16 protein-coding genes are annotated in these 16,322 nt (G+C 58.2%); 2 read left to right on the top strand and 14 right to left on the bottom strand.

The genetic code is table 11. The features are described 5' to 3' along the window. Window positions 1-38: 38 nt before the first annotated feature. The 11 genes from ACQR3R_RS29075 to ACQR3R_RS29025 all read right to left on the bottom strand — a co-directional run bounded on the left by ACQR3R_RS29075 (window position 39) and on the right by ACQR3R_RS29025 (window position 9,020). Window positions 39-1,025, bottom strand: a complete 987-nt coding sequence (locus ACQR3R_RS29075) for a DNA polymerase III subunit delta' (RefSeq protein WP_428277916.1) — start codon at window positions 1,023-1,025, stop codon at window positions 39-41. Further along, the gene (gene tmk / locus ACQR3R_RS29070; RefSeq protein WP_428277914.1) at window positions 1,018-1,650 is read right to left on the bottom strand and encodes a dTMP kinase; all 633 of its coding nucleotides are present in this window, start codon (window positions 1,648-1,650) and stop codon (window positions 1,018-1,020) included. Before tmk ends, ACQR3R_RS29075 begins: the two co-directional genes overlap by 8 nt. A gap of 19 nt (window positions 1,651-1,669) precedes the next feature. Further along, a complete protein-coding gene (gene mltG / locus ACQR3R_RS29065; protein WP_428277912.1) occupies window positions 1,670-2,857 on the bottom strand; it encodes an endolytic transglycosylase MltG in 1,188 nt (395 codons plus the stop codon). 3 nt (window positions 2,858-2,860) lie between these two features. After that, entirely contained in the window at window positions 2,861-3,676 is an 816-nt protein-coding gene (pabC, locus tag ACQR3R_RS29060) for an aminodeoxychorismate lyase (protein WP_428277910.1), read from the bottom strand. Continuing rightward, a complete protein-coding gene (fabF, locus tag ACQR3R_RS29055; RefSeq protein WP_428277908.1) occupies window positions 3,676-4,920 on the bottom strand; it encodes a beta-ketoacyl-ACP synthase II in 1,245 nt (414 codons plus the stop codon). The genes pabC and fabF overlap by 1 nt, the downstream gene beginning before the upstream one ends. Window positions 4,921-5,030: 110 nt before the next feature. Then, on the bottom strand, window positions 5,031-5,267 hold the full coding sequence (acpP, locus tag ACQR3R_RS29050; RefSeq protein ID WP_094468504.1) for an acyl carrier protein: 237 nt from the start codon (window positions 5,265-5,267) through the stop codon (window positions 5,031-5,033). A gap of 190 nt (window positions 5,268-5,457) precedes the next feature. Next, the gene (gene fabG, locus ACQR3R_RS29045; RefSeq protein WP_008014356.1) at window positions 5,458-6,201 is read right to left on the bottom strand and encodes a 3-oxoacyl-ACP reductase FabG; all 744 of its coding nucleotides are present in this window, start codon (window positions 6,199-6,201) and stop codon (window positions 5,458-5,460) included. 16 nt (window positions 6,202-6,217) lie between these two features. After that, window positions 6,218-7,156: an ACP S-malonyltransferase gene (gene fabD / locus ACQR3R_RS29040; protein ID WP_428277906.1), complete on the bottom strand. Its 939-nt coding sequence runs from the start codon at window positions 7,154-7,156 to the stop codon at window positions 6,218-6,220. A gap of 125 nt (window positions 7,157-7,281) precedes the next feature. Further along, entirely contained in the window at window positions 7,282-8,292 is a 1,011-nt protein-coding gene (plsX, locus tag ACQR3R_RS29035) for a phosphate acyltransferase PlsX (protein ID WP_428277904.1), read from the bottom strand. 4 nt (window positions 8,293-8,296) lie between these two features. Beyond that, window positions 8,297-8,479 (bottom strand): 50S ribosomal protein L32, encoded by a 183-nt coding sequence (gene rpmF / locus ACQR3R_RS29030; RefSeq protein WP_008152339.1) that lies wholly within the window; start codon window positions 8,477-8,479, stop codon window positions 8,297-8,299. A 13-nt stretch (window positions 8,480-8,492) separates the two neighbouring features. Continuing rightward, entirely contained in the window at window positions 8,493-9,020 is a 528-nt protein-coding gene (locus ACQR3R_RS29025; RefSeq protein WP_428277901.1) for a YceD family protein, read from the bottom strand. 105 nt (window positions 9,021-9,125) lie between these two features. Here ACQR3R_RS29025 and ACQR3R_RS29020 point away from each other — a divergent pair, with 105 nt between their 5' ends. Next, on the top strand, window positions 9,126-9,704 hold the full coding sequence (locus tag ACQR3R_RS29020) for a Maf family nucleotide pyrophosphatase (RefSeq protein ID WP_428277899.1): 579 nt from the start codon (window positions 9,126-9,128) through the stop codon (window positions 9,702-9,704). Between the two features lie 46 nt (window positions 9,705-9,750). Here ACQR3R_RS29020 and sppA read toward each other — a convergent pair whose 3' ends face one another. Genes sppA through rluC form a run of 3 tightly spaced genes read right to left on the bottom strand, consistent with a single transcriptional unit; the run spans window position 9,751 to window position 12,373 of the window. Next, a complete protein-coding gene (gene sppA, locus ACQR3R_RS29015) occupies window positions 9,751-10,740 on the bottom strand; it encodes a signal peptide peptidase SppA (protein ID WP_428277897.1) in 990 nt (329 codons plus the stop codon). 21 nt (window positions 10,741-10,761) lie between these two features. Continuing rightward, window positions 10,762-11,424: an HAD-IA family hydrolase gene (locus tag ACQR3R_RS29010; protein ID WP_428277895.1), complete on the bottom strand. Its 663-nt coding sequence runs from the start codon at window positions 11,422-11,424 to the stop codon at window positions 10,762-10,764. Beyond that, the gene (rluC, locus tag ACQR3R_RS29005) at window positions 11,411-12,373 is read right to left on the bottom strand and encodes a 23S rRNA pseudouridine(955/2504/2580) synthase RluC (protein WP_428277893.1); all 963 of its coding nucleotides are present in this window, start codon (window positions 12,371-12,373) and stop codon (window positions 11,411-11,413) included. The genes ACQR3R_RS29010 and rluC overlap by 14 nt, the downstream gene beginning before the upstream one ends. Window positions 12,374-13,083: 710 nt before the next feature. On the opposite strand from rluC, the gene rne reads away from it, so the two are divergent. Beyond that, a complete protein-coding gene (rne, locus tag ACQR3R_RS29000) occupies window positions 13,084-16,302 on the top strand; it encodes a ribonuclease E (protein WP_428277891.1) in 3,219 nt (1,072 codons plus the stop codon). Window positions 16,303-16,322: the final 20 nt, after the last annotated feature.

Below are 16,322 nucleotides of genomic sequence, written 5' to 3'. Positions count from 1 at the left end.
ACCTCCACTGCTGATGTTCAGAGTCTAGGCACAGACGCTCACTTCTGGGTAGGCAAAGACGCCCATTGAACGAGCAATGCTTCGAGCAACAACACTCGATTGAGGTTGGCTTTGCTCATGACCTTTTGCCGCTGGGCGAGAATCCAGTCCTGAATATTCAGGATTTTGTTCTGGCTGGTTTTCTGCGCGAGGTACTGCACCACTTTGCGCATGTCTGCCAGCCCAAGCCCCTCCTCGTCCTGGGTCAATTGATAACGCAGGATCAGGCTTGACCAGTCGCAGAACCAGTCAAACAGCAGCAACAATGGAATCGCATTCCAGCCTTCAGCCAATTGAGTCGGCGATTGCTGCTGCTTGAGCAACTTCTTCACACCGTCGACGACCAGTGCACGCTGCTCGCGTACACCCTGCGCTTGCAGGTTGACGGCTGCCAGTGGTGAGCCCGCGGCCAGGGTCAACAACTCCACACGCTCGTCTTCGCTGCAGTCGGGCAGCGCCTTCGCCAGCCATGCCAGGCTCATTGCCTCACTGGGCAATGGGCAGGCTTGCTGCACACAACGGCTCTTGATGGTCGGTAGCAGACGACTGGTCTGGTGGCTGACCAACAGTAAAACGGTATCGCCGGAAGGTTCTTCAAGACTTTTGAGCAAGGCGTTGGCCGCGTTGACGTTCATCGACTCGACCGGCTCGATCAACACCACTTTGCGACCGCCCATCTGCGCGGTTTGAACCACAAAACTGACCAGATCGCGCACCTGATCAACCTTGATGGCCTTGTCGGCTTCTTCAGGTTCAAGAATATAGTTGTCGGGGTGACTACCGGCCTTGAGCAACAGGCAGGATTTGCATTCACCGCAAGCGTCCTGCGCGGTTGGGCGCTGGCACAGCAGGCTGGCCATCAAACGCTCGGCCAAGGCGCGTTTACCGATTCCGGCCGGACCGTGCAGCAGATAGGCATGCGCGTGTTGCTTGCGGCCGGCAAATTGCTGCCAGAGACCGTCCTGCCACGGATAGGCTTCAGCCACGAGTCAGCTCCAGCAAACGCGGCAACAACTGGTCCAGGGACTGCTGAACCTGCGCCAGTGGTTGCGCGGCATCCACCAGCACATAACGCGCCGGATCAGCTTCTGCACGCTTGAGGAATGCACCGCGCACCGCATCGAAAAAGGTTCGGCCTTCAAGTTCGAAGCGGTCCAACCGGCCGCGAGCACTGGCGCGCGCCAGGCCAACTTCTACCGGCAGGTCGAAAATCAGGGTCAGGTCCGGGCGCAAGTCGCCCTGAACGAAGGTTTCGAGCTGTGCGATTCGTGCCAGCGACAAACCGCGACCACCGCCCTGATAGGCGTAGGTCGAATCGGTGAATCTGTCACACAGAACCACTGCGCCCCGCTCAAGTGCCGGACGAATCACCTCGGCCAGGTGTTGCGCTCGTGCAGCAAACACCAGCAACAATTCGGTGTCCGGGTTCATGACTTCATCGACCGGCGCCAGCAGCACCTCGCGGATTCGCTCGGCCAGCGGCGTGCCACCCGGCTCGCGGGTCAGCACTACCTCGACACCGGCATCGCGCAGGCATGCCGCCAGGTATTCGCGGTTGGTGCTCTTGCCGGCGCCTTCGGGGCCTTCCAGGGTAATAAACAAGCCAGTCACAGGCAGTCCTTAGTCAAAATCATTGCGAGTTCTGTGGCGCCGCTGCGTCCGGTTCGGGGGCAGGCCCAGGCTCTTGCGGGGGCACTGCTGGCAGCGCCTCTGGCGCCGTATCAGGCGACGCTGCCGGGATCGGCGCTTGCTCAGCCGGTGCAGTTGGCGCGTCAGGTGAAGTCACTGGCGCAGGGCTGGAGCGATAGTCGGCACGCCGTTTGATCTGGTATTCACGCACGGCGGTGTTATGGGCGTCCAGATCATCGGAAAAAACATGGCTGCCATCGCCCCGCGCGACAAAATACAGGCTGCTGCCAGCCACGGGATTGAGCGCCGCATGGATCGCCTCGCGCCCCACCATGGCAATAGGCGTTGGCGGCAACCCTGCGATCACATAAGTGTTGTAGGGCGTCGCCTCCTTGAGGTGCGCACGCGTCAACTTGCCGCTGTAACGCTCCCCGAGGCCGTAGATCACCGTCGGATCGGTCTGCAACAACATGCCAATTGCCATCCGCCGAACAAATACGCCTGCGATCTGCCCACGCTCCTGCGGCACCCCGGTTTCCTTTTCAACCAGCGAGGCCATGATCAACGCTTGATAGGGATCGGTGTACGGCACATCGGCAGCACGCTGCTCCCACTCCTTGGCGAGAACCTCATCGAGTCGATCATAGGCTTTGCGCAGTAACTCGACGTCCGTCATGCCACGCACGAAACTGTAGGTATCCGGGAAGAATCGTCCCTCAGGGAAAACGTCGGGGTGGCCGAGTTTTTCCATCACCTGGGTGTCGCTTAACCCGTTGAGGGTTTGTTTGAGTTTTTCGTCTTTGGCGAGGGCCGCGCGCACCTGACGGAAATTCCAGCCTTCCACCAATGTCACGTTGTATTGAACAACTTCGCCGCGCTTCCACAGGTCAATCAGCCCTTCGACGGTCATTCCCGGCAGCATGCGGTATTCACCGCTGTGCAGCGGCTGGCCGGCGAGGTTGAATCGCCAATACAAACGTAGCCAAAAAGCGTCCTTGATGACGCCATCGGCTTCGAGTCGAATGAAAGTGCGGGTCGGCGTGGTGCCTTTCGGCACTTCAAGCATTTCTTCCTGGGCAATGTTCAGCGGCTGCACAAGTGCCGAATGGATTTTCCAGGCGGAAGCGCCTAACAACAGCCCTGCCAGAACCAGTCCGGTTTCCAGCAGCAGCAATAATTTACGTCTCACGTATCAAGCATCCAGTAGCGCGCGGGCAATGGTTTGGAGTTTACGGGTGAGCGGCCCAACCGGCCAGCTCAGCGCTGCATAGGCGCGTACCGGCCAAACGCCATAAACACTGTTACAAACAAAGACTTCATCAGCCCATTGCAGCTGTTCCAGGGTGATATCGACGATTTGTGTGGGGATTCCCGAAGACTCGGCTTGAAACAATAATTCAGCACGCATTACGCCGGCCACACCACAGCGCTTGAGGTCAGCGGTGATCAATACGCCGTTGCGCACCAGGAAAAGATTGCTGAAAACGCCTTCTATAACCCGCCCGGCCAGGTCCAGCATCAAGCCTTCGGCATGATCGGCGTCTTGCCATTCTGAACGGGCAATCACCTGTTCAAGGCGATTGAGGTGTTTGAGTCCGGCCAGCAAGGGCTGCCTTGAGAGCCGCGTGGCGCATGGAAAGAGGCGAACGCCCTCGTCAGCATTTACAACAGGATAAGCCGCAGCTGGATTGCCCTGCAGAATACGCCGGGGCGATGCCGAGAGATCAGGTGCATAGCCACGCAGGCCGTCACCGCGTGTCAGGATGAGCTTGAGTACGCCCTCCCCCATAGCGGCGGCGTAGGCCAATACTTCGCGCTGAATCAGGTCGGGATCCGCGGCAATCTTCAGCCGCAAACAACCCTCTGCCAGACGCGCCAAATGCCGATCCAGCAGCAATGCGCGCCCGTTTCGCACAGCGATGGTTTCAAACAGACCATCACCATAAGCCAGGCCGCGATCCTTCAGCGACAGAGCGTCAGCCGGCTGACCGTCGACCCAGCTGTCCATCAGCCAGCAAACCGGCGGAACACCAGCGAGCCGTTGGTGCCGCCAAAACCGAACGAGTTGGACAGCACTACATCGATGTCCATGTTGCGCGCAGTGTGCGGTACGAAATCCAGGTCGCAGCCTTCGTCCGGCTCGTCGAGGTTGATGGTAGGCGGCGCAACCTGGCTGTTGATTGCCAGCACGCTGAAGATCGCCTCGACGGCGCCCGCCGCACCCAGCAAGTGACCGGTCATGGACTTGGTCGAACTGACCGCCAGTTTGTAGGCGTGGTCACCAAATACCGATTTGATCGCGCAGGCTTCAGCAAGGTCGCCGGCCGAAGTGGACGTGCCGTGGGCATTGACGTACTGAACCTGGTCGCCATTGATTTTGGCGTCACGCAAGGCATTGGTGATGCAACGCGCGGCGCCTGCACCGTCAGCCGGTGGCGACGTCATGTGATACGCATCGCCACTGGTGCCAAAACCGATCAGCTCGGCGTAAATGGTCGCGCCGCGTGCCTTGGCGTGCTCCAGCTCTTCAAGTACCAGCGCGCCCGCACCATCAGACAAGACAAAACCGTCACGGCCCTTGTCCCACGGGCGACTGGCGCGAGTAGGTTCGTCGTTGCGAGTCGATAAGGCGCGGGACGCACCAAAGCCACCCATACCCAAACCGCACGCTGCCATTTCGGCGCCGCCGGCAATCATCACGTCGGCTTCGTCGTACATGATGTTGCGGGCAGCCATGCCGATGCAGTGTGTGCCGGTGGTGCAAGCGGTGGCGATGGCGTAATTAGGTCCCTGTGCACCCAAGTGGATCGACAGGAAACCGGAAATCATGTTGATGATCGAGCCAGGCACGAAAAACGGAGAGATCCGTCGTGGGCCAGAATCATGCAGTGTACGGCTGGTGTCTTCGATATTGGTCAAACCGCCAATACCCGAGCCCATGGCCACGCCGATACGCTCTCGGTTGGCATCGGTCACTTCAAGACCTGCGTTGCGCACAGCCTGAAAACCCGCCGCCAGACCGTACTGAATAAACAGGTCGAGTTTGCGTGCTTCCTTGACCGACAGGTATTCCTCGACATTGAAGCCTTTTACCGAGCCGCCAAAACGGGTGGAATAAGCAGAAAGGTCGGTGTGTTCGATCAGACCAATGCCACTGCGGCCAGCCAGAATGCCCTGCCAACTGCTCGGCACATCCGTGCCCAGTGGCGACAACATACCCATACCGGTGACTACGACGCGTCTACGCGACACAGCACTCTCCTTTTTTTCAAATGACGACTTTGCATCAGGCCTAAAGAAAAAACCGCACGCCAAGATGGCAGTGCGGTTTTTCCATGACAGCAAGCAACGATTACAAGCTATTAAGCCTGGTGGTTAGTAACGTAATCGATTGCGGCTTGTACAGTAGTGATCTTCTCAGCTTCTTCGTCAGGGATTTCGGTCTCGAATTCCTCTTCCAGAGCCATCACCAGCTCAACGGTGTCAAGGGAGTCGGCACCCAGGTCTTCAACGAAGGAAGCAGTGTTGGTCACTTCTTCTTCTTTAACGCCCAGTTGCTCAGCAACGATTTTCTTGACGCGCTCTTCGATGGTGCTCATACCTTGTTTTCACTCCTAATGGACAAATTCAGGCAGCTGGCCAGTGGGTAAGTGTATAGAAAGCCTTTTCAGTTTTTCAACTGAAAGCTTCACTCCTCAAACCCTGTGGCCCTCTGCCTATAAATAGATTGCAGCTTTATAACGGATTTTAGACAGCTCGTATGACATTTTTTGAAGCAATCCGTCACATTTAACTCATGTACATCCCGCCGTTCACCGGGATTGTAGCCCCAGTAACGTAAGCCGCACCGTCGGATGCAAGAAAAGCGACCACAGACGCGATCTCTTGTGCTTGCCCCAAACGGCCCAGCGGAATCTGCGTTTGCAAGGCTTCACGTTGAGCTTCAGGCAGTTCGCGAGTCATATCGGTATCGATGAACCCTGGGGCCACCGAGTTTACCGTAATCGAACGAGAACCGACTTCACGCGCCAATGCACGACTGAAACCTTCCAGACCGGCCTTGGCTGCCGCGTAGTTTACTTGGCCTGCGTTGCCCATGGCACCCACTACCGAGCCAATACTGATAATTCGTCCCCAACGGGCCTTGGTCATACCCCGCAAAACACCCTTGGACAGGCGGAACAGACTGTTCAAGTTGGTATCGACGACGTCATGCCATTCGTCATCTTTCATACGCATCATCAGGTTATCGCGGGTGATGCCGGCATTATTGACCAGGATCGCCGGTGCACCGAACTGCTCCTGAATGCTCGCCAACACAGCAGCAACGGATTCGTCGCTGGTGACGTTGAGTTCAAGACCGGTGCCTTGGATTCCGTTTTCTTTCAGGGTAGCAGCGATGCGTTCGGCACCCGACGCGGAAGTCGCCGTGCCAATAACGATGGCACCCTGACGACCCAGCTCCAGCGCGATAGCCTGGCCGATACCGCGGCTCGCACCGGTGACCAGTGCAACTTTACCTTGCAGACTCATGCAAGCTTCTCCTGATTCAGGCCAACGCTGCGCGGGCGGCAGCGAAAGCGTCTGGGGTATTTAGATTGGATGTCGACACGCCTTCGGCGCAGCGTTTGTTCAGACCGGCCAGCACTTTGCCAGGACCACATTCGACCAATTGAGTAGCACCCTTGGCCGCGAGCGCCTGAACCGATTCAACCCAGCGAACTGGCTTGTAAAGCTGCTCAAGCAGATCGCGCTTTAGGGTTTCCAGATCAGCCGGAACGCTGGCGCTGACGTTTTGCACCACGGGAATTTGCGGAGCCTGCCAGTCGATCGCGGCGATCGACTCGGCGAAACGCTCGGCTGCCGGGCGCATCAGCTCACAGTGCGACGGCACGCTGACCGGCAACGGCATGGCACGCTTGGCACCACGCGCCTTGCAACCCTCGATGGCGCGCTCAACGGCGGCCTTGGCGCCGGCGATGACGACTTGGCCCGGGGAGTTGAAATTGACCGCACTGACCACTTCGCCTTGCGCTGCTTCAGCGCAGGCCGCCAGTACATCAGCATCGTCCAGACCGAGAATGGCCGCCATGCCGCCCTGTCCCGCCGGTACCGCTTCCTGCATCAGCTGACCACGACGCTCAACCAGTTTCACTGCGGCGCCCAGGCTCAGGCTACCCGCAGCAACCAGCGCGCTGTATTCGCCCAGGCTGTGCCCGGCAACGTAAGCCGGACGCGCACCACCCTCAGCCAGCCACAAGCGCCACAAAGCGATAGAGGCAGTCAGAATGGCCGGTTGGGTCTTATCGGTTTGATTGAGTTGCTCTTCCGGACCTTGCTGGGTCAACGCCCACAGGTCGTAACCCAAGGCATCGGAAGCTTCTTTAAATGTTTCGAGGACTATTGGATGTTGCGCGCCCAACTCGGCCAGCATGCCGAGGGACTGCGAACCCTGTCCTGGAAAGACGAATGCGAGGGAAGCAGACATGTAACAAGCCCCTAATGATCTTGTCGTCAAAGAGTTGACGTCCCGCTTGGGGGACGCAATAAACTGACAGTTGGATGGCCAATTGAACTGAGCGGTCACATTTAAGCATTGTCCGACGAAAACGCCTAAAGCAACAAATCCTCCAGACGACCGTGAATCCGCTCAGGCAGGTTTTCCTGGATCTCGATCAACGCCCGCGAGATCGCACTCTGAAAGCCCTGTACCCCAGCCGAACCATGGCTTTTCACCACAATGCCCTGCAATCCCAGAAAGCTCGCACCGTTGTGTCGCGCCGGTGCCAGATCGGCTTGCAGTCGTTTCATCAGTGGCAATGCCAGCGCACCGACCATTCGCGACGCGATATTTTTCTTGAACAGCGCTTCAATCCGCCCTGCAATCATGGTCGCCAGGCCTTCGCTGGATTTGAGCAGGATGTTGCCGACAAAACCGTCACACACCACCACGTCCGCGTCGCCCCGGTAAACACCGTCACCTTCGATAAAACCGATGTAGTTGATGCCACGAGCGGCCTGCAACAACGTGGCCGCCAGCTTGACCTGCTGATTGCCCTTGATGTCTTCAGTGCCAATGTTTAGCAGTGCGACGCGCGGGCGAACAATACCGAGTGTTTCTGCCGCGACCGAGCCCATCACTGCAAACTGCAGCAAGTGCTCAGCACTGCAATCGACATTCGCGCCCAGATCGAGCAACTGGCAATAACCTTTCTGCGTCGGAATCGCCGCCACCATCGCGGGCCTGTCGATACCCGGCAAGGTCTTGAGCACAAAACGCGACAACGCCATTAGCGCGCCGGTATTGCCGGCACTGACACACGCCTGAACCTTGCCGTCCCTTAACAACTCCAGCGCCACACGCATTGACGAATCTGGCTTGCCACGCAGGGCTTGAGCAGGCTTTTCGTCCATGGTGATGAATTCGGATGCCGGAGTTATCGACAGGCGCGAGCGATCCGCAGCCGATTGGCCAGAGAGCAATTCTTCAAGGAGAGAGGGTTGACCGACGAGGGTCAGGTGCAGCGAGGGTGTTGCAGCCAGGCAAGCAATGCTGGCTTGAACAATGCTGCGGGGACCGAAGTCCCCGCCCATTGCGTCAATCGCGATGACTTGAGCAGACAAGTGATTACTCGTCAGCGCCCTTGTCGATCACTTTACGGCCACGGTATACGCCTTCTGGCGATACGTGGTGACGCAGGTGAATTTCACCGGTGGTTTTTTCTACAGACAGAGTGCTCGCCGTCAGGGCGTCGTGCGAACGACGCATGTCACGGGCAGAGCGGGATTTTTTGTTCTGCTGAACAGCCATAATTGATTAACTCCTAAACGTTTGGGTCACGCTTTAACTGCGCCAATACACTGAACGGGTTGGACCGCGTTACCTCGTCCTCGCTCGGTTCGGCCTCATCGAGACCCCCCGGCTGCTGGCATTCTTCCGGATGATGAGCAGGCACAATGGGCAAGGCGAGCAGAAGCTCCTCCTCGATCAGTGACTGCAGATCCAATGGATCTTCGCCCAGTTCCAGCACGTCATAACCTTTCGGTAACGACTGGGTATTCGCACCCTCCTTCACCACAGCATAACTGCATTCGCTATGGATCGGCAGGGTGACCAGCTCAAGACAACGCTGGCAAACCATTTTGACTTCGGTGTCGATAAAGCTGTGGATTACCACAGATTTACGTTCATCTCGTTCAAAAACGAATTTAGCCTGCACCGTACCGACAGTGTCGGAAAGCGGGTCGCAGAGTCTCTCCAAATCGGCCAGGAGCACTTCACCTTGAAGGGTGGTGCCACGATCAGCCAATTTGCGCGGGTCAACGTGAGGTGGAATCGGGTCATTCAACATAGGCGCAGCATTATAGGGATGCACCCAGCCATGTCAAAGGAAATTCAGCCCTGTCCGTCACTTGGAAGCCCCGATAGAATTCGCGCCTGTATTCTGGAGATGCGCATGCTGCCTTTATTACTCGCTTCAAGCTCGGTATATCGCCGGGAATTACTGGCCCGCCTGCAGTTGCCGTTCATCTGCAGCTCGCCCGATATCGACGAAAGCCATCGCCCGAATGAATCTGCCACCGACCTGGTGAAACGCCTCGCTGAAGAAAAAGCACGCGCCCTGGCCGATACACACCCGAAGCATTTGATTATCGGCTCTGATCAGGTCGCGGTACTCGGCGACACGATCATCGGCAAACCACACACCTTCGAAAAAGCCCGCGAGCAATTGTTGGCATCCAGCGGCGCCAGGGTCACCTTTCTCACCGGCGTGGCACTGCTCAACAGCCAGTCTGGACGCTGTCAGGTCGACTGCGTGCCGTTCACAGTACACATGCGCACCCTCGACACCGCCCGCATCGAACGCTACCTGCGCGCCGAACAGCCCTATGATTGCGCTGGCAGCTTCAAGGCCGAAGGTTTGGGGGTGAGCCTGTTTCAAAGCACCGAAGGGCCTGACGCCACGAGCCTGATCGGTCTACCGCTGATTCGCCTGATCGACATGCTGCTGGCCGAAGGTGTGCAAATTCCCTGACCAAAAAAAACCGGCCACGACGGCCGGTTTTTTGTTACCCGGGCAATCAACGCAACGATGGACCGTTGAAACCCATCCACATCGCCAGTTGCTCGGCCACGCTGGCACCGAGCTTTTTCGAGAAGCGATCGAACGGCGATTCCTGGACCGTGAAATCGACCAATTCCTTTTCGCCAATCACGTCCCGCGCCACCGAGCTGGTATTTCCAAGCCCATCAATCAAACCGAGGGGTAACGCCTGCTCGCCCGACCAGACCAAACCGGAAAACAGCTCCGGATGCTCCTTGTCCTTGAGGCGATCACCACGCCCCTTCTTGACGCTGTTGATGAACTGCTGGTGCGTCGTATCCAGTACGCCCTGCCAGAACTGGGTCTCGTCGGCCTTTTGCGGCTGGAACGGATCCAGGAAAGCCTTGTGCTCACCCGACGTGTAAGTCCGACGCTCGACGCCCAGTTTCTCCATGGTGCCGACAAAGCCGTAGCCCGCCGCCGTTACACCGATGGAACCCACCAGACTCGCCTTGTCGGCGTAAATCTGGTCGGCCGCACTGGCGATGTAATAGGCACCGGAAGCACCGAGATCAGAAATTACCGCGTAAACCTTGATATCAGGATGCAGGGCACGCAAACGGCCGATTTCGTCATACACGTAACCCGACTGCACCGGACTGCCGCCAGGACTGTTGATGCGCAGGATGACACCCTTGACCTTCGAATCCTCGAACGCAGCACGCAGCGCACCGACGATATTGTCGGCACTGGCCGACTCTTTATCGGCAATCACGCCGGTCACGTCGATGACAGCGGTGTAGTGGGCGCCGCGCGTTGCGCTTTTTTCCATGTCCATCAACGGCGTAAACAACAACAGCGCGCCAAACAGGTACACAAACGTCAGCAACTTGAAAAAAATCCCCCAGCGGCGCGAGCGACGCTGTTCCTGCACGCTGGCCAGCAAAGTCTTTTCCAACAACTTCCAGCTCTTCTCATCACCGCTCTCTGCGCTCGCCTTGGCGGGCGCTTTCCATTCGTCGGTCATTCCATCTGCCCCAGCAAAAACTTAATGAGCCTGGCTCAGCCAGGCATGCAATTCTGAAAATCGATCAATGGCCAGTCGCGGTTCGAACAGCTTCAGCGCCTCAATGGATTGAGCGCCATAGCTGACGGCCACCGAATCCATGCCCGCGTTGCGCGCCATCTGCAAATCAAAGGACGAATCGCCAACCATCAGCGCCTGCTCGGGAGCAACAGCGCAATGCGCCAGAATCTGCTCAAGCATCAACGGATGAGGTTTGCTGGCGGATTCATCGGCGGCACGGGTGATATCAAAATAATCTTCCCAGCCATGCGACTTCAGCACCCGATCCAGCCCACGTCGTGCCTTACCCGTCGCAACTGCCAAGTGATAACCCGCAGCACGAAACGCGTCCATTGACTCGATCACACCCTCGAACAGCGGCGAAGGCACCGCTTCCGACGCAATGTAGTGATCCGCGTAATACTCGCGAAAAGCCGTGAGTTGAGCGTCGCTGATCTCGGGATACAACGTGCGAATCGCTTCCGGCAATCCAAGGCCGATGATGCCCTTGACGGAAAAGTCATCACGCAGTTGAAAACCGGACCTTTCGGACGCGACATGCATCGCCTCGACAATCCGACCAATGGAGTCGGCCAGAGTGCCGTCCCAATCAAAAATCAGCAGCTTGTAATCAGAGGGGTGCACTCAGGCGCTCCACGGTTTTGGCCCACATCTCGTCGACAGGTGCCTGCAATTTCAACTCGCCACCATCCGGCAACGGTACGGTCAGCATATAGGCGTGCAGAAACAGGCGTTTGCCGCCCAAGTCACGAATTTCTTTGCTGAAGGCGTCATCACCATATTTGGTGTCGCCAGCGATGCAGTGCCCCGCGTGCAGCGTATGGACACGGATCTGGTGCGTACGGCCAGTGATTGGTTTGGCTTCGATCAGGGTGGCAAAGTCGCCGAAACGGCGCAGGACCTTGAACACGGTCACAGACTCTTTGCCCTCCTCCTCGTCGACTTCGACCATGCGCTCGCCGGAGCGCAGATTGCTCTTGCCCAGCGATGCACGAACCTGCTTGATAGAGGCCGCCCAATTACCGCGGACCAGCGCCATGTAGCGCTTGTCGACACCATCACCGCGCAGCGCGGTGTGCAGATGACGCAACATGCTGCGCTTTTTGGCGATCATCAACAGGCCGGAGGTATCACGGTCGAGACGGTGAACCAGTTCCAGCTCCTTGCAATCCGGACGCAACTGACGAAAGGCTTCGATTACGCCGTAAGTCAGGCCGCTACCGCCGTGAACAGCGATACCACAAGGCTTGTTGATCACGATCAGCGCCTTGTCTTCGAAGACAATCGAAGCTTCCAGCCGCTGCAGCAGGCCTTGTGCCAGCGGAACCGGCTCGTCGCGCTCAGGCACGCGAACCGGTGGCACGCGCACGATATCGCCCGCCTGCAGCTTATATTCGGGCTTGATCCGGCCTTTGTTCACTCGCACTTCGCCCTTACGCAAAATGCGGTAAATCAAGGTCTTGGGCACGCCTTTGAGCCGAGCGAGGAGGAAGTTGTCAATACGTTGGCCGGCATATTCCGGCGAGACCTCGAGCAGTTGTACGCTTGGGGTCGAAGGGGCAGTAGTCGTCATGGCGCGGATGATAACAATTTTTTATGGAATTGAAGCACTTAATCATTGCTGCTATAGTCGCGAACGCCGCCAAAAGCGGCCTGGACAGCGGACTAACGGTCAAAAACCGGCCCTGACCAACGCAATTCACCAGGACGCGAGGCCGTCCTACGGGGCTTTTGCTAAATAACGGTAGAGTTTTACAGTTGTAACAAGCGCAGGTGACATGAGGCCTGAAGCATGCCGCACAGCAGAGTTTTCACTCGCTTTGCGAGCAAATATTCAAGGCCAGTTCACAAAGTGCAGTCAGCTGCGAACAACCCCGAGCGAACGTTTCGGAAACAACGCCTAAATTTAGCCATGATGCGTGACCTCCCCTTTCGGAGCTCACGGTAAATGCCAACCCGCTGCGGATTCTGCGCGCGGCAGCACCCGAATTATCAGGGATACGTGTAGGGTGGAGATGCACAACCGCTGGACTGTGTAGCAATAGGCTTTATCAAGACGCTTCATCTCGTCCACAGCCGCTGGTTGATTCCTCCTCCTGACTGAGTGCTTAAGTAGCCACAGCAAGCAGGACGCGTACGTCGCGATACCGACCCAATTGGTCGGATTCGCTAGACACTGGAGTGTCCAACCACTCCTGACGCACCTGACACCGACCGTGAGAAGTCGTGTGTGCCGAACGCCGTTTCCGGCAGCCCGGAAACCGACGGTACTACATGAAAAGAATGCTGATTAACGCAACTCAACCCGAAGAGTTGCGTGTTGCACTGGTAGATGGCCAACGCCTCTATGACCTGGACATCGAATCCGGTGCACGCGAGCAAAAAAAGGCCAACATCTATAAAGGCCGGATTACTCGCATCGAACCAAGCCTTGAGGCTGCCTTTGTCGATTTTGGCTCTGAGCGCCATGGCTTCCTGCCCCTCAAAGAAATCTCCCGCGAATACTTCAAGAAAGCCCCCGAAGGCCGCGTCAACATCAAGGACGTCCTGAGCGAAGGCCAGGAAGTCATTGTTCAGGTCGAAAAAGAAGAACGTGGCAACAAGGGCGCAGCCCTGACCACCTTCATCAGCCTGGCCGGTCGTTACCTGGTGCTGATGCCGAACAACCCGCGTGCCGGCGGTATTTCCCGTCGCATCGAAGGTGAAGAGCGCAACGAACTGCGTGAAGCCCTGAATGGCCTGGTAGCCCCAGCCGACATGGGTCTGATCGTTCGTACTGCAGGCCTCGGCCGCAGCAGCGAAGAAATGCAGTGGGACCTCGATTACCTGCTGCAACTCTGGACCGCCATCAAAGAAGCCTCGCTGGATCGCTCCGCGCCGTTCCTGATCTATCAGGAAAGCAACGTGATCATCCGCGCTATCCGCGACTACCTGCGCCAAGACATCGGCGAAGTGCTGATCGACAGCGTGGAAGCCCAGGACGAAGCCCTGACGTTCATCCGCCAGGTGATGCCGCAGTACGCCAGCAAGATCAAGCTGTACGAAGACAGCGTGCCGCTGTTTAACCGTTTCCAGATCGAAAGCCAGATCGAGACCGCGTTCCAGCGCGTCGTTGAATTGCCTTCCGGTGGTTCCATCGTTATCGACCCGACCGAAGCCCTGGTGTCCATCGACATCAACTCGGCGCGTGCCACCAAAGGCAGCGACATCGAAGAAACCGCACTGCAGACCAACCTTGAAGCCGCCGAAGAAATCGCCCGTCAGTTGCGCTTACGCGACATCGGCGGCTTGATCGTCATCGACTTCATCGACATGACACCTGCCAAGAACCAGCGCGCCGTGGAAGAGAAAGTCCGCGAATGCCTTGAAGCCGACCGCGCTCGCGTGCAAGTCGGTCGCATTTCGCGCTTCGGCCTGCTGGAAATGTCCCGTCAACGCCTGCGTCCTTCGCTGGGCGAAAGCAGCGGCATCGTTTGCCCGCGCTGCAACGGCACCGGCATCATCCGTGATGTTGAATCGCTGTCGCTGGCGATCCTGCGCCTGATTGAAGAAGAAGCCCTGAAAGACCGCACCGCCGAAGTTCGCGCACAAGTGCCGATTCCGGTTGCTGCCTTCCTGCTTAACGAAAAACGCAACTCGATCACCAAGATCGAACTGCGCACCCGTGCCCGCATCGTCATTCTGCCGAACGATCATCTCGAAACGCCGCACTTCGAAGTTCAGCGTCTGCGTGATGACAGCCCGGAAGCACACGTTAATCAGTCCAGCTACGAAATTGCTGCTGCCGCTGCCGAAGTGGAAGAAGTCCAGCCAGCCGCTGCGACCCGCACCCTGGTTCGCCAGGAAGCCGCGGTCAAGACGGCACCCGCTCGCGCCAACGCTCCGGTTCCGGCTGAAGTCGTCGCCGCGCCGGTGGCTGCACCGGCCTCAGCGCCAGAACCGAGCCTGTTCAAAGGCCTGGTGAAATCGCTGGTCAGCCTGTTCGCGACCAAGGAAGAGCCAGCAACACCGGTTGTGGTTGAAAAACCGGCTACCGAACGCCCGGCTCGTAACGAAGAACGTCGCAACGGTCGTCAGCAGAGCCGCAACCGTAATGGTCGCCGCGATGAAGAACGCAAGCCTCGCGAAGAACGTGCACCGCGTGAAGAACGCGCTCCACGTGAGCCACGCGAAGAGCGTGCACCACGCGAAGCTCGCGAAGAAACACCAGCCGTAGCCCGCGAGGAACGCGCTCCACGCGCCCCCCGTGAAGAACGTGCACCGCGCGCTCCCCGCGAAGACCGCAAGCCACGTGGCGATCGCGAAGAACGCCCGGTTCGTGAACTGCGCGAACCTCTGGATGCCGCACCGGTCGCTGTTGCCAATGCTGAAGAGCGTCCGGCTCGCCAGCCACGTGAAGAACGCGCTCCACGCCCACCGCGTGAAGAACGTCAACCACGTGCCGAGCAGGCTGCTGCCGCTGTAGCTGAAGAAGAGTTGCCGACCAACGAAGAGCAATTGCCGGAAGACGGTCAGGAAGGCGCCGAAGGCGATCGTCCACGCCGCCGCTCCCGTGGTCAGCGTCGTCGCAGCAACCGTCGCGAGCGTCAACGCGATGCTAACGGCAACGTGATCGAAGGTTCGGAAGAATCCGAGTCCGCCGAAGGCGAAGCCAGCGAAGCGCCAAGCACTGCCGATCTGGCCGCCGGCCTGGCTGTCACCGCAGCCGTTGCCAGCACCGTGATCAGCGCACCTGCTGAAGCACAAGCCAACACGCAAGCTGAACGCGCCACTGCCGCCACCCTGGAAACTGCTCCAGTTGAAGCGCCGGTTGTTGAAGCAACTACGCCGGTCGAAACGACCACCGCGCCGGAAATCGAAGTAGCGCCAGCTCCTGAAGCCCAGCCAGAAGTTCAAGCTGCAGCCGAACCAGCTGTCGTCACCGAAAAGCCTGCTGTGGTTGCTGAATCGACTGTCGACACAGTCGCTGAAACAGTGACCGAAACTGTTCGTGAAGTTCGCGAAGAGCAGACGGCATTCAACTGGGTGGCTGAGCCGGTGGTTACTGAAGCGCCAGCTCCGGTTGCTGAAGTAGCAGCGGTTGAACCTGCCGCTGCCGTGCAACCAACCGTGGCCCCTGAGCCAGTGGTTGCTGCGGTAGAGCCGACTCCGGTAGTTGAAGCACCGGTTGTTGCTGAAGTGGCGGCTCCGGTTGTCGAAGCGGCGCCAGTGAGTGCACTGACCGAAAATGGCCGCGCACCGAACGACCCACGTGAAGTGCGTCGTCGCAAGCGCGAAGCCGAGCGTCTGCAGAAGGAAGCCGAATTGGCTGCCGCTGCTGCTCCGGTTGAAGTGGCTGTTGCCGCCGAGCCTGCACCGGTTGTTGCTGAAGTGGTCGAAAGCGCACCTGCTGCCGAACCTGCTGCGTCGGTCATCGACGAAGCACCGCGTTCAGTTCAAGCCGCAGTAGAGCAACACGAGCACGCGGTGGAAAAAGAGCACGAGCCTAAACCTCTCGTCTAACTCCATCGTCCAATAAAAAG

This window comes from Gordonia sp. IEGM753 (assembly GCF_050321825.1).
Lineage (GTDB): Bacteria > Pseudomonadota > Gammaproteobacteria > Pseudomonadales > Pseudomonadaceae > Aquipseudomonas.
This window is presented reverse-complemented; position numbering and strand designations above follow the sequence as displayed.